The following is a 16,174-nucleotide window of genomic DNA, read 5'->3' on the forward strand; positions in this document are numbered from 1 at the left end:
ATCACACCTCACAGGAAGTTCCAGTGCGAGGTCTATGTGCTGACGAAGGAGGAGGGCGGCCGTCACACGCCGTTTTTCAACGGCTACCGTCCGCAGTTCTACTTCAGGACGACGGACGTGACGGGAGTGTCGAAGCTTCCCGAGGGTACGGAGATGGTGATGCCCGGCGACAACGTGAATCTGGAGGTCGAGCTCATCACCCCCATAGCCATGGAAGAGGGCCTGCGCTTCGCCATCCGCGAGGGCGGACGCACCGTGGGCGCGGGAGTGGTCACCAAGGTGATAGAGTAGAAGACGGCATGCCGGCGGGAAGGGGTCGGCCGCGGCCGGTCCGCCGGGCGGAGGAACGCTGAGAGATGAGGGACATAATCATACTGGCCTGCACCGAGTGCAGGCAGCGCAACTACACGACCACCAAGAACAAGAGGACCACTCCCGACAGGCTCGAGCTCAAGAAGTACTGCAAGTTCTGCCGCAGGCACACGGTCCACAGGGAGACCAAGTAGTCACGGAGGGCCGCTTGCGGGCGCGGTGTCCGGGGATGCGGGCGGCCTTCCCCACCATAGCTTCAGGCCAGTAGCTCCAACGGTAGAGCAGCGGTCTCCAAAACCGCGGGTTGGGGGTTCGAATCCCTCCTGGCCTGCCACCCGAGACAACAGCCCCGTTGCGCGGCGGACCGTCGGCGCCGCCGCGCGACGGGGCCTTGAATATATGGCGGGAGACGAACGATACCTATGAAGAAGTTGGATGAGGCCAAGCAGTTCATAAGCGAGGCGCGCCAGGAGCTGAAGAAGGTGACGTGGCTGTCGCGCCAGCAGACAATGACGTCCACCTGGGTGGTCCTCGTCGTCGTCTTCATCGTCAGCATATTTCTGGGACTCATGGACCTGGTCCTGGGCAAACTCGTAAGACTGGTACTGAGCTGAGGACCCATGCCTGAAAAGAAGTGGTATGTCGTGCATACCTATACCGGTTTTGAGAACAGGGTCAAGACCGCCATACAGGAGAAGGCGAAGAGCTCGGGCAAGGAGGAGCTCTTCGGCGAGATACTCGTCCCTTCCGAACGGGTCATCGACATGGTGAAGGGCAAGAAACGCACGGGTACCAGAAAGTTCTTTCCCGGTTACATCCTCGTGAACATGGTCCTTACCGACGAGACCTGGCACCTTGTCAAGAGTATCCCCAAGGTCACCGGCTTCGTGGGCGGCGCCACCGCGCCTCCGGCCATCCCGGAGGAAGAGGTGCGCAAGATAACCCACCAGATGGAGGAGGGCGCCGAGAGGCCCAAGCCCAAGGTCCTCTTCGAGAAGGGCGAGAACGTGCGGGTCATAGACGGCCCCTTCACCAATTTCACCGGAATAGTCGAGGACGTGAAGCCCGACAAGGGCAAGCTCAGGGTCCTGGTGAGCATATTCGGCAGGGCTACGCCCGTGGAGCTCGACTTCGTCCAGGTCGAGAAGGGCTGAGCGCCGCCCCGGCGCGATGCCGCAGGGCATCTCCTGACGCCGGGGCCGGGGGAGGGGCCGGGGCGCGCGCCTGCAGGGCGCAGGAAAACGAAGACCGCCGGCGGCGGTTTCGAGAGGTGAGGCTGAGATGGCGAAAAAGGTTATAGGACAGATCAAACTTCAGATCGAGGCGGGCAAGGCCAACCCCTCGCCGCCCGTGGGCCCCGCCCTTGGCCAGCACGGCGTCAACATAATGGAGTTCTGCAAGGCCTTCAACGCCAGGACGCAGAACCAGGCGGGCCTGGTCATACCGGTTGTGATAACGGTCTACGCCGACAGGAGCTTTTCGTTCATAACGAAGACCCCTCCCGCCGCCGTGCTCCTCAGGAAGGCGGCCGGCATCGACAAGGGCTCCAGGGAGCCCAACAAGAGCAAGGTCGGCAAGGTCACGAGGGCGCAGATAGAGGAGATAGCGAGGACCAAGATGCCCGACCTCACCGCATCGAGCCTCGAGGCGGCCGTCCGGACCGTCGAGGGGACGGCGAAAAGCATGGGAATCACCGTGGAGGGTTGAAGCAGATGGGTAAGAAGTACGACGAGGCGGCCGCCAGGGTCGACAGACAGAAGTCCTATACCGTTGACGAGGCCTTCTCGCTTGTGCCCGAGACCTCGTGCGCCGGCTTCGACGAGACCGTCGACGTGGCCGCAAGGCTCGGAGTGGACCCGAGAAAGCCCGAACAGATGGTGCGCGGCACGGTGGTGCTGCCCCACGGCACGGGACGCAAGGTGAGGGTGCTCGTCTTCGCCAAGGGCGAAAAGGAGGTGGAGGCCAGGGAGGCCGGCGCCGACTACGTGGGCGGCGAAGAGCTCGTCGAGAAGATAAAGGGCGGCTGGCTCGACTTCGACGCCGCCGTCTCCACGCCCGACATGATGGGCGCCGTCGGCAAGATAGGCCGCATCCTCGGCCCCAGGGGGCTCATGCCCAACCCCAAGCTCGGCACCGTCACCTTCGACGTGGCCAGGGCCGTGCGCGAGCTCAAGGCCGGAAAGGTCCAGTTCAAGGTAGACAAGACCGGCAACGTGCATGTGCCGCTGGGCAAGGTCTCCTTCGGCCCCTCGAAGCTCAAGGAAAACTTCGCGGCCCTCATGGACGTCATCATCAAGGCCAAGCCGTCGGCGAGCAAGGGGACGTATCTGAAGTCCCTGAGCGTGTCGACCACCATGGGGCCGTCGGTCAAGCTCGACACCTCCGACGTCCGCAACATGCTCAAGTAAACAGGCGAAAGACCGCCGGGGGCGCCCGGCGGTATGTGGGAAGCCCCGGTTCATTGCACTGAGGGAACCTTTTTGTAAAAGGGTCACAGGCCCGCGTTTCCCCCGGAGTAATTGACGGAAGCTTCCACAGGATTTTCTGAAAAACAAACCCAGGGGCGGTCGAAGACAGCAGGGGCCCCCGGGCTCGGCAGGTCGTGGCCGGCAGGCCCGGCCGCGGCCCGGAGGCTTAAAAGCACCCTGCCGAGACCAGCCGTCCGCAGGCGGGACGGCTCTGTGTCTCCTTGCATCGTGCCGGGATACGGAAAGGGGGGAGAAAGGAATTGGACAGAGCGACGAAAGAGGCGCTCGTCAAGGACTTCCACGAGAAGTTCCGGTGTGCCGAGGCGACGTTCGTGGCCGACTACAGGGGTATGAAGGTCGAGGCCATGACCGAGCTGCGGCGCAGGCTGCGCGAGAAGTCCGTGGAGTTCAGGATAGTGCGCAACACCCTTGCCAGGCGCGCCCTCAAGGGCACGAGGGTCGAGGCCGTGGAGGAGCACTTCGCCGGCCCTACGGCCGTGGCCTTCACGACGGCCGACCCTGCCGCCGCGGCCAAGGCCCTGGTCGGATTCGCCAAGGACCAGCCGGAGCTCAGGCTCAAGGCCGCCACGCTGCAGGAGAAGGTCCTCACGGTGGAGGAGATAAAGAGCCTCGCCGAGCTGCCCTCGCGCGAGGAGCTGCTCGCAAAGCTCGTGGGGGTCATGGCCGCCGTGCCGCGAAGCTTCGTGACCGTGCTCGCCGGAGTGCCGCGCTCGCTTGTTACCGTCCTCGGCGCCGTTAGGGACGGCAAGGAGCAGCAAGGATAGCCCGGCGGCTGCGTGTATCGAATCCCTTAGAAAGAATCAGGAGGATGCAGGAGATGGCTGAGGTTACCAAGGATGACGTCATTAAGTTCATAGAGAACATGACCGTGCTCGAGCTCTCCGAGCTCGTAAAGGAGCTGGAGGAGAAGTTCGGGGTGTCGGCGGCCGCCCCCGTGGCCGTCGCCGCCGCGGCCGCCCCGGCCGAAGCGGCCGCGGCCGAAGAGAAAGACGAGTTCGATGTGATCCTGAAGGAGATCGGCTCGGAGAAGATCAAGGTCATCAAGGAAGTCCGGGCCGTGACGGGCCTGGGCCTCAAGGAGGCCAAGGACCTCGTCGAGAGCGCGCCCAAGGCGCTCAAGGAAGGCGTCAGCAAGGACGAGGCCGAGGAGATAAAGAAGAAGGTCGAAGCCGTGGGGGCCAAGGTGGAGATCAAGTGACGCCCCGCCGGCGGCGCCTGCGCCGCTGCTCAGAGACCTTTCTGCCTTTTTGACTAAAGAGCCCGCCGGGGGAGCCTGTGCGGGCTGCTTTACTTGCCGTCAATCAGACAAAGGAGCGGAAAATTTATGGCTTCTCCTTCATTAAACGGACAGGTTTTGAGGAAGGATTACTCGCGCATACCCAAGGTCGTGGGAATCCCCAACCTCATCGAGGTCCAGAAGCGTTCGTTCGCCGAGTTCCTCCAGGCCTCGGTCGGGCCCGACGAGCGCAAGGACGTGGGACTGCAGGCCATCTTCAAGAGCGTCTTTCCCATAAAGGACTTCAGCGGCACTGCCTCGCTCGAGTTCGTCAACTACACGCTTCTCGAGCCCAAGTACACCATAGAGGAGTGCCATCAGAAAGGGATGACCTACGCCGCTCCCATAAAGGTCCTGGCGCGTCTTCTCGTGTGGGACAAGGACCCGGACACCGGCGCACAGACGCTGCGCGACATAAAGGAGCAGGACGTCTACTTCGGCGAGATACCCCTGATGACCGATACGGGAAGCTTCATCATCAACGGCACCGAACGCGTCATCGTAAGCCAGCTCCACCGCTCCCCCGGCGTCTTCTTCGAGTACGAGAAGGGCAAGGGCTATACCGGCAGGATCCAGTACACGGCCCGCATCATCCCCTATCACGGCTCGTGGCTCGACTTCGAGTTCGACCAGAAGGACTGGCTCTACGTCAGGATCGACAAGCGCCGCAAGATGCTGGCCACCATCCTGCTGAAGGCCCTGGGCTACTCCGTGGAGGAGATGCTCAATTACTTCTATCCGAGCGAGGAGATAATCCTCGACGGCGCCGCCATAACCAAGCGCGTCGAGCACGAGTACCTGGTGGGCCAGAAGGCGAGCGCCGACATAAAGCACCCCGAAACGGGCGAGGTCATCGTAAGGAAGGGGAGGAAGTTCACCCGCGCGGCGGTGAAGAAACTCGCCTCGGCCGGTGTCGATACCATACCGGTCGAGGTGGAGGAGCTCATCGGCTCGGTGGTGAGCAAGGACGTGGTCGACACCAACACGGGCGAGGTCGTGCTCGAGTGCAACCAGACGCTTACGCGCGAGGCCCTCGACGAGATATGGCGCCGCGGGATAAAGAGCTTCAAGCTCCTGCTCATCGACGTCATGGGGCCGTGCTTCAGGGAAACGCTCCTCAACGACCGCATCGACAACGAGGAGAGCCGCCCCGTGGCCGAGTACCGCAAGACGGTCATCGACGACCCGACCACCAACATGACCCTCAACGCGCGCATCGAGATATACAAGCGCCTCAAGCCCGGCGACCCGCCCACCGTCGAGACGGCCAACAACTACTTCCACAACCTCTTCTTCTCGTCCGAGCGCTACGACCTCTCCAGGGTGGGCAGGCTCAAGCTCAACCGCAAGCTCGGCTTCGACGACGTGCCGCTCGATCAGACGACGCTGCGCAAGGAGGACATCATAGCCGTGGTGCGCTACCTCCTCGGGCTCCGCAACGGGCAGGGCATGGTCGACGACATCGACCACCTCGGCAACAGGCGCGTGCGCTCGGTGGGCGAGCTCCTGGAGAACCAGTACAGGCTCGGACTCCTGAGGATGGAGCGCGCCGTGCGCGAGCGGATGAGTCTCGGCGAGATCGAGACGCTCATGCCCTACGACCTCATAAACCCCAAGCCCGTGGCGGCGGTGATAAAGGAGTTCTTCGGGTCGAGCCAGCTCTCGCAGTTCATGGACCAGACCAACCCGCTCTCGGAGATCACCCACAAGCGCAGGCTCTCAGCGCTCGGTCCCGGCGGCCTCACCCGCGAGAGGGCGGGCTTCGAGGTGCGCGACGTCCACGCCACCCACTACGGGCGCATCTGTCCCATCGAGACGCCCGAAGGGCCCAACATCGGCCTCATCGTCTCGCTCAGCACCTACGCCAAGGTAAACGAGTTCGGCTTCATCGAGACGCCCTACCGCGAGGTCCGCGACGGCAGGGTCCTGAACAAGATCACCTACCTCTCGGCCCTTGACGAGGAGAACCAGGTCATAGCCCAGGCCAACGCCCCCATCGACAAGGACGGGCGCTTCACCACCGAGTACGTCTCGTCCCGCTGCGGCGGCGAGTTCATCATGGCCAGGCCCGAGACCGTCACCTACATGGACGTCTCGCCCAACCAGCTCGTGAGTGTCGCCGCCTCGCTCATACCGTTTCTCGAGAACGACGACGCCAACCGCGCGCTCATGGGCTCGAACATGCAGCGCCAGGCCGTGCCCCTCATAAAGACCGAGGCCCCGCTGGTGGGCACCGGCATGGAGAGCATCGTCGCCAGGGACTCGGGCGTCGCCGTGGTGGCCAGGGAGGACGGCGTGGTGGAGAGCGTCGATTCCTCGCGGATCGTCGTGAGGAAGGAGTCGGGCGGGGTGGACATATACAACCTCACCAAGTTCCGGCGCTCCAACCAGAACACGTGCCTCAACCAGAAACCCATCGTGCGCCGCGGCGACGTCGTCCGCTCCGGCGACGTCATAGCCGACGGGCCGGCCACCGACAAGGGAGAACTCGCCCTCGGAAGAAACGTCCTCGTCGCCTTCATGCCCTGGGGCGGCTACAACTTCGAGGACTCGATCCTCATAAGCGAGCGTCTCCTCAAGGACGACGTCTTCACGTCGGTCCACATCGAGGAGTTCGAGGTCGTGGCGCGCGACATCAAGCTCGGCAAGGAGGAGATAACCCGCGACATACCCAACGTGGGCGAAGAGGCGCTCAAGGACCTCGACGACAGCGGCATCATACGCATCGGAGCCGAGGTCAAGCCCGGCGACATACTGGTCGGCAAGATCACGCCCAAGGGCGAGACCCAGCTCTCGCCCGAGGAGAAACTGCTTCGCGCCATCTTCGGAGAGAAGGCCGAGGACGTGAAGGACACGTCGCTGCGCGTGCCTCCGGGCATCGAAGGGGTGGTCATCGACGCCAAGATATTCTCGCGCAAGGGCGCCGAGAAGGACGAGCGCAGCCGCTCCATAGAGGACCGCGAGATATCGAGGCTCCAGAAGGACCGCGAAGACGAGATAAGCATCGTCGAGGAGACGGCCTACAGCCGCCTGGCCAGGCTGCTCGTAGGCAGGAAGAGCCAGGTGGCCGTCAAGGACGGCAAGGGCAAGACCGTCATCGCCAGGGGCAAGGTCATAACCGAAGAGGCGCTCGCCGGGCTTCCCAAGTCGCGGTGGGGCGAGATCGTCCCGGCCGGCGACGAGAAGGCCGAACAGGAGGTGCGCAAGGTACTCGCCGAGCTCGCCGAGAAGGTGGACGCCATAAACTACGTATTCGACGACAGACTCAACCGCCTGCGGCGCGGTGACGAACTCCCCCCCGGCGTCATAAAGATGGTGAAGGTCTACATCGCCATGAAGCGCAAGGTCTCGGTGGGAGACAAGATGGCCGGCCGCCACGGCAACAAGGGCGTCATCTCCTGCATCCTGCCCGAGGAGGACATGCCCTACCTCAAGGACGGCACGCCGGTGGACATCGTGCTCAACCCCCTCGGCGTCCCCTCGCGCATGAACGTGGGACAGATCCTCGAGACCCATCTCGGCTGGGCGGCCAAGGAGATGGGGGCCTCGCTCGGCAGGCTCATCGAAAGGGAGGCCAGCCCCAGGGCCCTGCGCGAGAAGATGAAGAAGTACTACGGCTCCAACGAGTTCAGCCGCTTCATCAACAGCCTCAGCGACGAGGAGGTCGTCGAGGTCGCGCGCAGGCTCGGCGGCGGAATCCGGATCGCAAGCCCCGTCTTCGACGGCGCCACGGAGACGGAGGTCAAGGAGGCGCTCAGGGCCGCCGGACTGCCGGAGTCGGGCAAGACGGTCCTCTACGACGGCCGGAGCGGCGAGCCCTTCGACCAGGAGGTGACGGTGGGCGTCATGTACATGCTCAAGCTCCACCACCTGGTGGACGACAAGATACACGCCCGCAGCACCGGTCCCTACTCGCTCGTGACACAGCAGCCCTTGGGCGGAAAGGCCCAGTTCGGAGGACAGAGGCTCGGCGAGATGGAGGTCTGGGCCATGGAGGCCTACGGCGCGGCCTACTGCCTCCAGGAGTTCCTGACCGTCAAGAGCGACGACGTGCCGGGACGGACCAAGATGTACGAGGCCATAGTCAACGGGGACTATACGCTCGAACCCACGCTGCCCGAGTCGTTCAGCGTCCTCATAAAGGAGATGCAGAGTCTCGCCCTGGACGTGAACCTCCTCGAGGAGGGCGAGGACTGAGGGGCGCGGCCGCAGAACGAGGCCGGCGAGGGGGCGGACGCCGGAGCGCGGCGCCGGCGTCCCTCGTATGCCGGTGGCGGCACTGCCGCGGCAAGTCGCAATATCTTCCTGTTCCTTAAACACAAGGAGGTACACATTGGAAAGCCTTATGGCCCTATTCGACAAACAAAGAAGGCCCACGGACTTTAACGCCATAAGGATAACTATAGCTTCGCCCGAGCGCATACGGGAGTGGTCCCACGGCGAGGTCAAGAAGCCGGAGACCATAAACTACAGGACCTTCAAGCCCGAGCGCGACGGGCTCTTCTGCGCCAAGATATTCGGCCCCGTCAAGGACTTCGAGTGCAACTGCGGCAAGTACAAGCGCATGAAGCACCGCGGCGTGGTGTGCGAGAAGTGCGGCGTCGAGGTCATACCATCGAAGGTCCGGCGCGAGAGGATGGGGCACATAGAGCTTGCCACGCCTGTAGCCCACATATGGTTCATGCGCAGCCTCCCCTCACGCATAGGGGCGCTCCTGGACATGACGCTCAAGGAGGTGGAGCGCATCCTCTACTACGAGAACTACGTGGTCGTCGACCCCGGCGACACGGAGCTGAAGAAGGGCGAGCTCCTCAACGAGGAGCGCTTCCAGAGGGCCGTGGAGAAGTACGGCTTCGACTCCTTCAGGGCCATGATGGGCGCCGAGGCCATCCGCGAGCTCTTCAAGACCCTCGATCTCGAGAGCCTCAACGTGACGCTGCGCGAGGAGATACGCAAGACCACCTCCGACGCCAAGAAGAAGAGGCTCGTCAAGCGTCTCAAGGTCGTCGAGGCCTTCGTCACCTCCGGCAACAAGCCCGAGTGGATGCTCCTCGAGGTCGTGCCCGTGCTGCCGCCCGACCTGAGGCCGCTCGTGCCCCTTGACGGCGGGCGCTTCGCCACGTCGGACCTCAACGATCTCTACAGGCGCGTCATAAACCGCAACAACAGGCTCAAGCGCCTCATGGAGCTCAACGCCCCGGACATCATCATAAGGAACGAGAAGCGCATGCTCCAGGAGGCCGTGGACGCCCTCTTCGACAACGGGCGGCGGGGCCGGAGCATAACGGGCCAGAACAAGCGCCCCCTCAAGTCGCTAAGCGACATGATAAAGGGCAAGGGCGGCCGCTTCCGCCAGAACCTGCTCGGCAAGCGCGTCGACTACTCGGGCCGTTCGGTCATAGTCATAGGGCCCGACCTGAGGCTCCACCAGTGCGGCCTGCCCAAGAAGATGGCCCTCGAGCTCTTCAAGCCCTTCATATACCAGAAGCTCGAGGAGAAGGGCTACGCCACCACCATCAAGAGCGCCAAGAAGCTGCTCGAAAAGGAGCGGCCCGAGGTCTGGGACGTGCTCGACGAGGTGATAAAGGAGCACCCCGTGCTCCTCAACCGGGCGCCCACGCTCCACCGCCTCGGCATCCAGGCCTTCGAGCCCGTGCTCATCGAGGGCAAGGCCATCCAGCTCCACCCGCTGGTATGCACGGCCTTCAACGCAGACTTCGACGGCGACCAGATGGCCGTCCACGTCCCCCTCTCTATCGAGGCCCAGGCCGAGGCGCGCATACTCATGATGAGCACCAACAACATCCTGTCGCCGGCCCACGGCAAGCCCATAATCGTGCCGACCCAGGACATCGTCCTGGGCATGTACTACCTTACGCGCGAGAGGCCCGGCGCCCGCGGCGAGGGCAGGCTCTTCAGCTCCTTCGACGAGGTGAAGGCCGCCTACGACGCGGGGGTGGTCGACAGCCAGGCGCGCATCCAGGTGAAGCACGAAGGCGAGCTCGTCACCACCACGGTCGGCCGCGTGCTCATCACCGACATACTGCCCGAGGCCATACCCTTCGAGGAGATAAACAAGGTGCTCGACAAGAAGCGGCTGGCCGACCTCATCGACGTCTGCTACCGCAAGGCCGGCATAAAGGAGACGGTGCTCCTGGCCGACAGGCTCAAGAACATGGGCTACAGGTTCGCCACCAAGGCCGGCATCTCCATCGCCATAGACGACATGAAGATACCTTCGCGCAAGGCCCAGCTGCTCGATGCGGCCTACGAGGAGGTCAAGGAGATACAGCAGCAGTACAACGAGGGGCTCATAACCGACGGCGAGCGCTACAACAAGGTCATCGACATCTGGGCCCAGGCCACCGAGAACATAGCCGAGGAGATGATGCGCGAGCTCGGCTCGGAGACGGTCGTCGACGCCGACGGCAAGGAGCGCAAGGTGCCGAGCTTCAACTCCATCTTCATCATGGCCGATTCCGGCGCGAGGGGCTCGGCCCAGCAGATACGCCAGCTCGCCGGCATGAGGGGACTGATGGCCAAGCCCTCGGGAGAGATCATCGAAACGCCCATCACGTCCAACTTCCGCGAGGGCCTGACGGTCCTCCAGTACTTCATCTCCACCCACGGAGCCCGCAAGGGCCTGGCCGACACGGCGCTCAAGACGGCCAACTCCGGCTACCTCACCCGCCGTCTCGTCGACGTGGCCCAGGACGCCATAATATCGGAGACCGACTGCGGCACGCTCGACGGCATATACATCTCGCCCCTCGTCGAGGGAGGCGAGGTCATCGAGACCATAGGCGAGAGGATACTGGGCCGGGTGGCCCTCGAGGACGTGGTCGATCCCTTCACGCGGGAGGTGCTCGTCCACGCCAACGAGGAGATAGACGAGGAGAAGGTGAGGAAGATCGAGGACGCCGGCATCGAGAAGGTCAAGATCCGCAGCGTTCTCACCTGCCGCAGCCAGCGCGACATATGCGCCAAGTGCTACGGCCGCGACCTCGCCCGCGGACGCCTCGTGGACCTGGGCGAGGCCGTCGGCGTCATCGCCGCCCAGTCCATAGGCGAGCCGGGCACGCAGCTCACCATGAGGACCTTCCACATAGGCGGCACGGCGAGCCGCCGCGCCGAGCAGACCACCCTCGAGGCGCGCCACGAGGGCATCGTGAGGTTCCACAACCTCAACACCGTCGTCAACTCCAAGGGCGAGCTCGTCGCCATGGGCAGAAACGGCGAGATATCGATCCAGGACGAGCAGGGCCGCGACCGCGAGCGCGACTCCGTCATCTACGGCGCCAAGCTCAGGGTCAAGGAGGGCGAGACGGTCAAGGCCGGACAGGTCATCGCCGAGTGGGACCCCTTCACCATCCCCATACTCACCGAGGTGAACGGCAAGGTCAAGTTCGGCGACATAGAGGACGGCAAGACCATGCGCGAGCAGGTCGACGAGGTGACGGGCCTCTCGATAAAGGTCATCGTGGCCTACAAGGACGGGGACCTGCGCCCGCGGATCTCCATCAAGGACGAGTCGGGCACCACCTCCAGGGTGGGGGGCTCGGTGGCCCAGGCGAGGTACCTCCTGCCCGTGGGCGCCATCATAACCGTGGCCGAGGGCGAGGAGGTCAAGGCCGGCGACATGGTCGCCAAGATACCGCGCGAGACGACGAAGACGAAGGACATCACCGGCGGCCTGCCGCGCGTGGCCGAGCTCTTCGAGGCGAGAAAGCCCAAGGAGTGCGCCGTCATAAGCGAGATCGACGGCGTGGTGAGCTTCGGCAAGGACACCAAGGGCAAGCGCAAGGTGGTCATAACGCCGGATGCCGGAGACCCGAAGGAGTATCTCATTCCAAAGGGCAAGCACATAAGCGTGCGCGAGGGCGACAGGGTCAAGGCCGGCGAGCCGCTCATGGACGGCTCGGCCAACCCCCACGACATACTCAAGGTCCTCGGCGTAAAGGAGCTGGCCAAGTACCTCGTCGACGAGGTGCAGGAGGTCTACAGGCTCCAGGGGGTCAAGATAAACGACAAGCACATCGAGGTGATAGTGCGCCAGATGCTTCGCCGGGTGAGGATAAAGGACCCGGGCGAGACCCGCTTTCTCGTGGGCGAGCAGATCGAGCGCCACGTCTTCGAGGAGGAGAACGAGAGGGTGCTCTCCGAGGGGAAGAAGCCGGCCGTGGCCGAGCCGCTTCTCCAGGGCATAACGAAGGCGTCGCTCTCGACCGACAGCTTCATCTCGGCCGCCAGCTTCCAGGAGACGACCAAGGTGCTCACCGGCGCGGCCGTGGAGGGCAAGATAGACTACCTCCGGGGCCTCAAGGAGAACGTCATCATGGGACGGCTCATCCCGGCCGGCACGGGCTTCCGCCGGTACACGAAGTACAGGTCCAGGGTGCGCGAGGACCTTCTCGAGCAGCGCAGGGCCGAGGAGGAGGCGGCGCGGGCCGCCGAGGCCGCAATGGAGGCCGCCGAGACGGCAATGGAGGCGGCCGGGGCCGAAGAGAGCGGCGAGGGCGAAACGGTCGCATAGAATCTTCGGGCGCTTCGATGAAAAGTCTTGACAAGACCCTGCGAAACTGATAGATTAATCGAATTTTAGTCAACAAGTCGATCTTCAAGGAAAAGATATGCCTACGATCAACCAGCTGGTCCGCAAGGGCAGGAAAAAGAGCAAGCGCAAGACCACCTCTCCGGCCCTGGAGAACTGCCCCCAGAAGAGGGGCGTGTGCACGAGGGTCTATACCACGACGCCGAAGAAACCGAACTCGGCCCTCAGGAAGGTGGCCAGGGTGAGGCTCACCAACGGCATCGAGGTCACCTCGTACATACCGGGCATAGGGCACAACCTCCAGGAGCACTCGGTCGTGCTCATCAGGGGCGGCAGGGTCAAGGACCTTCCGGGCGTGCGCTACCACATCGTGAGGGGGACGCTCGATACCGTGGGTGTCGCAGACCGCAAGCAGGGCCGCTCCAAGTACGGCGCCAAGAGGTCCAAGTAACCGCCCTGTGGCCCGGGGCCGCAGCCCCGGCGGTTCTTCGCAACCGAGGCAAAGGCTGCGGCGTTTTTGTCTTTCGGGACTCGGCGGGGGGCGACGGGTGCAGCCCCGTAGGCCCTGGAGCCCCGGTTGCGGCAAGGGGGCGCCCGGCGAGGGAGGCAGCGCCGCGGGGCCGGGAGTTCCGGCCGCGAGCGGGGGGCGCCCGGTGTCAAGGGGAGGTTGCGCTGTTTCGTCTCGTGGCCGGTCTTCAGCAGTTTAGTGATGATCGCCCGATGAGCGCCCAGTGTTCAGGAGAGGTTGCGCCGTTTCTGCGCCCGGCTCGGGGCCTTGAGTGAATCGCAATAGGAGGCAGTGATGGCCCGCAAGGGAAGAGCACCGAAAAGAGAGATTCTGCCTGACCCGAAGTACGGCGACAAGATCGTGGCCAGGCTTATCAACAAGCTCATGCTCGACGGCAAGAAGAGTGTGGCCGAGCGGATCGTGAACGGCTCCTTCGACATAGTCAGGGAGAAGACCAAGACCGATCCTCTCAAGGTCTTCAGGAAGGCCATGGAGAACATAAAGCCCGTCATCGAGGTGCGCAGCAGGCGCGTGGGCGGCGCGACCTACCAGGTGCCCGTGGAGGTGAGGGCCGAGCGCAGGATGTCGCTTGCGCTGCGCTGGCTCGTCAACTACTCGCGCAACAGGAGCGAGCGCACCATGACGGAGAAGCTCGCCGGCGAGCTCATGGACGCCTACAACAACCGCGGCGGCGCGGTGAGGAAGAGAGAAGAGGTCCACAAGATGGCCGAGGCCAACAAGGCCTTCGCCCATTACCGCTGGTAAGGACCCGACCCTAAGGAGCAGACCCCCTTGGCAAGAAGCGTACCTTTAGATAGACAGAGAAACATCGGTATAATGGCCCACATCGACGCGGGCAAGACCACCACTACCGAGCGCATACTCTACTATACCGGTGTGACCTACAAGATAGGCGAGGTCCACGACGGCACGGCCGTCATGGACTGGATGGACCAGGAGCGCGAGCGTGGCATCACCATCACCTCGGCCGCCACGACCTGCTTCTGGAAGGACCACCGCATAAACATCATCGACACGCCCGGCCACGTGGACTTCACCATCGAGGTGGAGCGCTCGCTGCGCGTGCTCGACGGCGCCGTCGCCGTCTTCTGCTCGGTCGGCGGTGTCGAGCCCCAGAGCGAGACCGTCTGGCGCCAGGCCGACAAGTACAGGGTCCCGAGGATCGCCTTCATAAACAAGATGGACCGCGTGGGCGCAGACTTCTTCAGGGTCGTCGACATGATGGTGGAGCGCCTCAAGGCCACCCCCCTGGTCCTCCAGCTCCCCATAGGGGCGGAGGACTCCTTCGCCGGCGTCGTCGACCTCGTGAGTGAAAAGGCCTATATCTGGGATGAGTCGACCCTCGGCGCCAAGTACAGGGTCGAAGACGTGCCCGAGGAGCTCCGGGACCGGACGGCCGAGTACCGCGAGAAGATAATCGAGGCCGCCGCCGACGTGGACGAGTCCATTATGGAGAAGTACCTCGAGGGCGGAGAGGTGACGGCCGACGAGCTCAGGGAGGCGGTCCGCAAGGCGACCATCGCGCTCAAGGTCACCCCCGTTCTCTGCGGCACGGCCTTCAAGAACAAGGGCGTTCAGACGCTGCTCGACGCGGTGATCGACTACCTTCCCTCGCCCCTCGACATCGAGGCCATAAAGGGCGTCAACCCCAAGACCGGCGAGATCGAGCCCCGCGAACCGAAGGACGACCTGCCCCTTGCGGCCCTGGCCTTCAAGATCATGACCGACCCCTTCGTCGGCCAGCTCACCTTCTTCAGGGTCTACTCCGGCACGCTCGCCGCCGGCTCCTACGTCTACAACTCCACCAAGGACCAGAAGGAGAGGATCGGCAGGCTCGTGAAGATGCACTCCAACAAGCGCGAGGAGGTCAAGGAGGTCTACGCCGGTGACATAGCCGCCGCCGTGGGCCTTAAGTCGACCACCACGGGCGATACCATCTGCGTGCCCGAGCATCCCATAATACTCGAATCCCTCGACATTCCCGAGCCGGTCATGAGCATCGCCATCGAGCCCAAGACCAAGGCGGACCAGGAAAAACTCGGCGTGAGCCTCGCCAAGCTCGCCGTCGAGGACCCCTCCTTCCAGGTGCGCACCGACGAGGAGACGGGGCAGACGCTCATCTCCGGCATGGGCGAGCTCCATCTCGAGATCATCGTCGACAGGCTCATGCGGGAGTTCAAGGTCGAGGCCAGCGTGGGAAAGCCGCAGGTGGCCTACAAGGAGACCATCCTCCGTGGCGCCAAGGCCGAGGGCAAGTACGTGCGCCAGACCGGCGGCCGCGGCCAGTACGGCCACGTGTGGCTCGAAGTGGAGCCGCTCGAGCGCGGCGCGGGCTTCGAGTTCGTCAACAAGATCGTCGGCGGCGTGGTGCCGAAGGAGTACATAGGCCCCGTCGAGGCCGGCGTGAGGGAGGCCATGGAGTCGGGCACCCTCGCCGGCTACCCGGTCGTCGATGTGAGGGTCACGCTCTTCGACGGCTCCTACCACGACGTCGACTCCTCGGAGATGGCCTTCAAGATAGCCGGCTCCATGGGCTTCAAGGCCGCCGTGCGCCAGGCCGGCCAGGTGCTGCTCGAGCCCATCATGGCCGTCGAGGTCATCGTGCCCGAAGAGTTCATGGGCGACGTCATAGGGGACCTCAACTCCAGGCGCGGCAGGGTGACGAAACTCGACACCAGGGCCGGGCTCCAGGTAATCTCGGCCGAGGTGCCCCTTGCCAGCATGTTCGGCTACTCGACGGAGCTTCGCAGCAGGACGCAGGGCCGGGCGTCGTTCACCATGCAGTACTCCCATTACGAACAGGTCCCGACCTCCATCATGGAGATGCTGGTGGCGAAGGTCCAGGGAAAGAACGTATCTAACACGTAGTCGCGGAGGAGGAAGATGAGCAAGGCGAAATTCGAGAGGTCCAAGCCGCACGTAAACGTTGGTACGATAGGTCACGTTGACCACGGCAAGACGACGCTGACTGCGGCGATAACGCGTGTTCTGAGCGCCCGCGGGGGAGCCGACTTCCA

The 16,174-nt window shown here is 63.8% G+C and carries 14 protein-coding genes and 1 tRNA gene; all 15 read left to right on the forward strand.

What is annotated here, in order from left to right:
* Nucleotides 1-291: elongation factor Tu (gene tuf, locus ENJ37_00265; protein ID HHL38923.1), on the forward strand; the 291-nt coding region annotated here is incomplete at its 5' end.
* Nucleotides 292-356: 65 nt separating this feature from the next.
* Nucleotides 357-506 (forward strand): 50S ribosomal protein L33, encoded by a 150-nt coding sequence (rpmG, locus tag ENJ37_00270; GenBank protein HHL38924.1) that lies wholly within the window; start codon nt 357-359, stop codon nt 504-506.
* Nucleotides 507-570: 64 nt separating this feature from the next.
* Nucleotides 571-646 (forward strand) — tRNA-Trp (locus tag ENJ37_00275).
* 88 nt (nt 647-734) lie between these two features.
* Nucleotides 735-926, forward strand: coding sequence for a preprotein translocase subunit SecE (gene secE / locus ENJ37_00280; protein ID HHL38925.1), 192 nt, complete (start codon nt 735-737; stop codon nt 924-926).
* 6 nt (nt 927-932) lie between these two features.
* Nucleotides 933-1,466 (forward strand): transcription termination/antitermination protein NusG, encoded by a 534-nt coding sequence (nusG, locus tag ENJ37_00285; protein HHL38926.1) that lies wholly within the window; start codon nt 933-935, stop codon nt 1,464-1,466.
* A 127-nt stretch (nt 1,467-1,593) separates the two neighbouring features.
* On the forward strand, nt 1,594-2,019 hold the full coding sequence (gene rplK, locus ENJ37_00290; protein ID HHL38927.1) for a 50S ribosomal protein L11: 426 nt from the start codon (nt 1,594-1,596) through the stop codon (nt 2,017-2,019).
* The gene (locus ENJ37_00295) at nt 2,016-2,720 is read left to right on the forward strand and encodes a 50S ribosomal protein L1 (GenBank protein ID HHL38928.1); all 705 of its coding nucleotides are present in this window, start codon (nt 2,016-2,018) and stop codon (nt 2,718-2,720) included. Before rplK ends, ENJ37_00295 begins: the two co-directional genes overlap by 4 nt.
* Nucleotides 2,721-3,040: 320 nt before the next feature.
* Complete coding sequence (locus ENJ37_00300) at nt 3,041-3,565, forward strand: 50S ribosomal protein L10 (GenBank protein ID HHL38929.1); 525 nt, start codon at nt 3,041-3,043, stop codon at nt 3,563-3,565.
* A gap of 53 nt (nt 3,566-3,618) precedes the next feature.
* Nucleotides 3,619-3,999 carry a 50S ribosomal protein L7/L12 gene (locus ENJ37_00305; protein ID HHL38930.1) on the forward strand — a complete coding sequence of 127 codons (381 nt, stop codon included), beginning with the start codon at nt 3,619-3,621 and terminating at the stop codon, nt 3,997-3,999.
* 126 nt (nt 4,000-4,125) lie between these two features.
* On the forward strand, nt 4,126-8,274 hold the full coding sequence (rpoB, locus tag ENJ37_00310; GenBank protein ID HHL38931.1) for a DNA-directed RNA polymerase subunit beta: 4,149 nt from the start codon (nt 4,126-4,128) through the stop codon (nt 8,272-8,274).
* Between the two features lie 136 nt (nt 8,275-8,410).
* Entirely contained in the window at nt 8,411-12,610 is a 4,200-nt protein-coding gene (rpoC, locus tag ENJ37_00315; protein ID HHL38932.1) for a DNA-directed RNA polymerase subunit beta', read from the forward strand.
* A gap of 97 nt (nt 12,611-12,707) precedes the next feature.
* Complete coding sequence (locus ENJ37_00320) at nt 12,708-13,079, forward strand: 30S ribosomal protein S12 (GenBank protein ID HHL38933.1); 372 nt, start codon at nt 12,708-12,710, stop codon at nt 13,077-13,079.
* Between the two features lie 351 nt (nt 13,080-13,430).
* The gene (locus tag ENJ37_00325; protein HHL38934.1) at nt 13,431-13,901 is read left to right on the forward strand and encodes a 30S ribosomal protein S7; all 471 of its coding nucleotides are present in this window, start codon (nt 13,431-13,433) and stop codon (nt 13,899-13,901) included.
* Nucleotides 13,902-13,928: 27 nt separating this feature from the next.
* Nucleotides 13,929-16,025: an elongation factor G gene (gene fusA, locus ENJ37_00330; GenBank protein ID HHL38935.1), complete on the forward strand. Its 2,097-nt coding sequence runs from the start codon at nt 13,929-13,931 to the stop codon at nt 16,023-16,025.
* 15 nt (nt 16,026-16,040) lie between these two features.
* Nucleotides 16,041-16,174 (forward strand): elongation factor Tu (tuf, locus tag ENJ37_00335; GenBank protein ID HHL38936.1); only part of this gene is annotated, 134 nt, incomplete at its 3' end.

The organism is Deltaproteobacteria bacterium, from assembly GCA_011375175.1.
Classification (GTDB): domain Bacteria; phylum Desulfobacterota; class GWC2-55-46; order GWC2-55-46; family DRME01; genus DRME01.

Excerpts from the sequence above, each read along its gene's own strand:
- rpoB (HHL38931.1), top strand. The coding sequence starts at position 4,126 with ATGGCTTCTCCTTCATTAAACGGACAGGTTTTGAGGAAGGATTACTCG.
- ENJ37_00325 (HHL38934.1), top strand. The coding sequence starts at position 13,431 with ATGGCCCGCAAGGGAAGAGCACCGAAAAGAGAGATTCTGCCTGACCCG.
- ENJ37_00305 (HHL38930.1), top strand. The coding sequence starts at position 3,619 with ATGGCTGAGGTTACCAAGGATGACGTCATTAAGTTCATAGAGAACATG.
- rpmG (HHL38924.1), top strand. The coding sequence starts at position 357 with ATGAGGGACATAATCATACTGGCCTGCACCGAGTGCAGGCAGCGCAAC.
- ENJ37_00320 (HHL38933.1), top strand. The coding sequence starts at position 12,708 with ATGCCTACGATCAACCAGCTGGTCCGCAAGGGCAGGAAAAAGAGCAAG.
- rplK (HHL38927.1), top strand. The coding sequence starts at position 1,594 with ATGGCGAAAAAGGTTATAGGACAGATCAAACTTCAGATCGAGGCGGGC.
- secE (HHL38925.1), top strand. The coding sequence starts at position 735 with ATGAAGAAGTTGGATGAGGCCAAGCAGTTCATAAGCGAGGCGCGCCAG.
- nusG (HHL38926.1), top strand. The coding sequence starts at position 933 with ATGCCTGAAAAGAAGTGGTATGTCGTGCATACCTATACCGGTTTTGAG.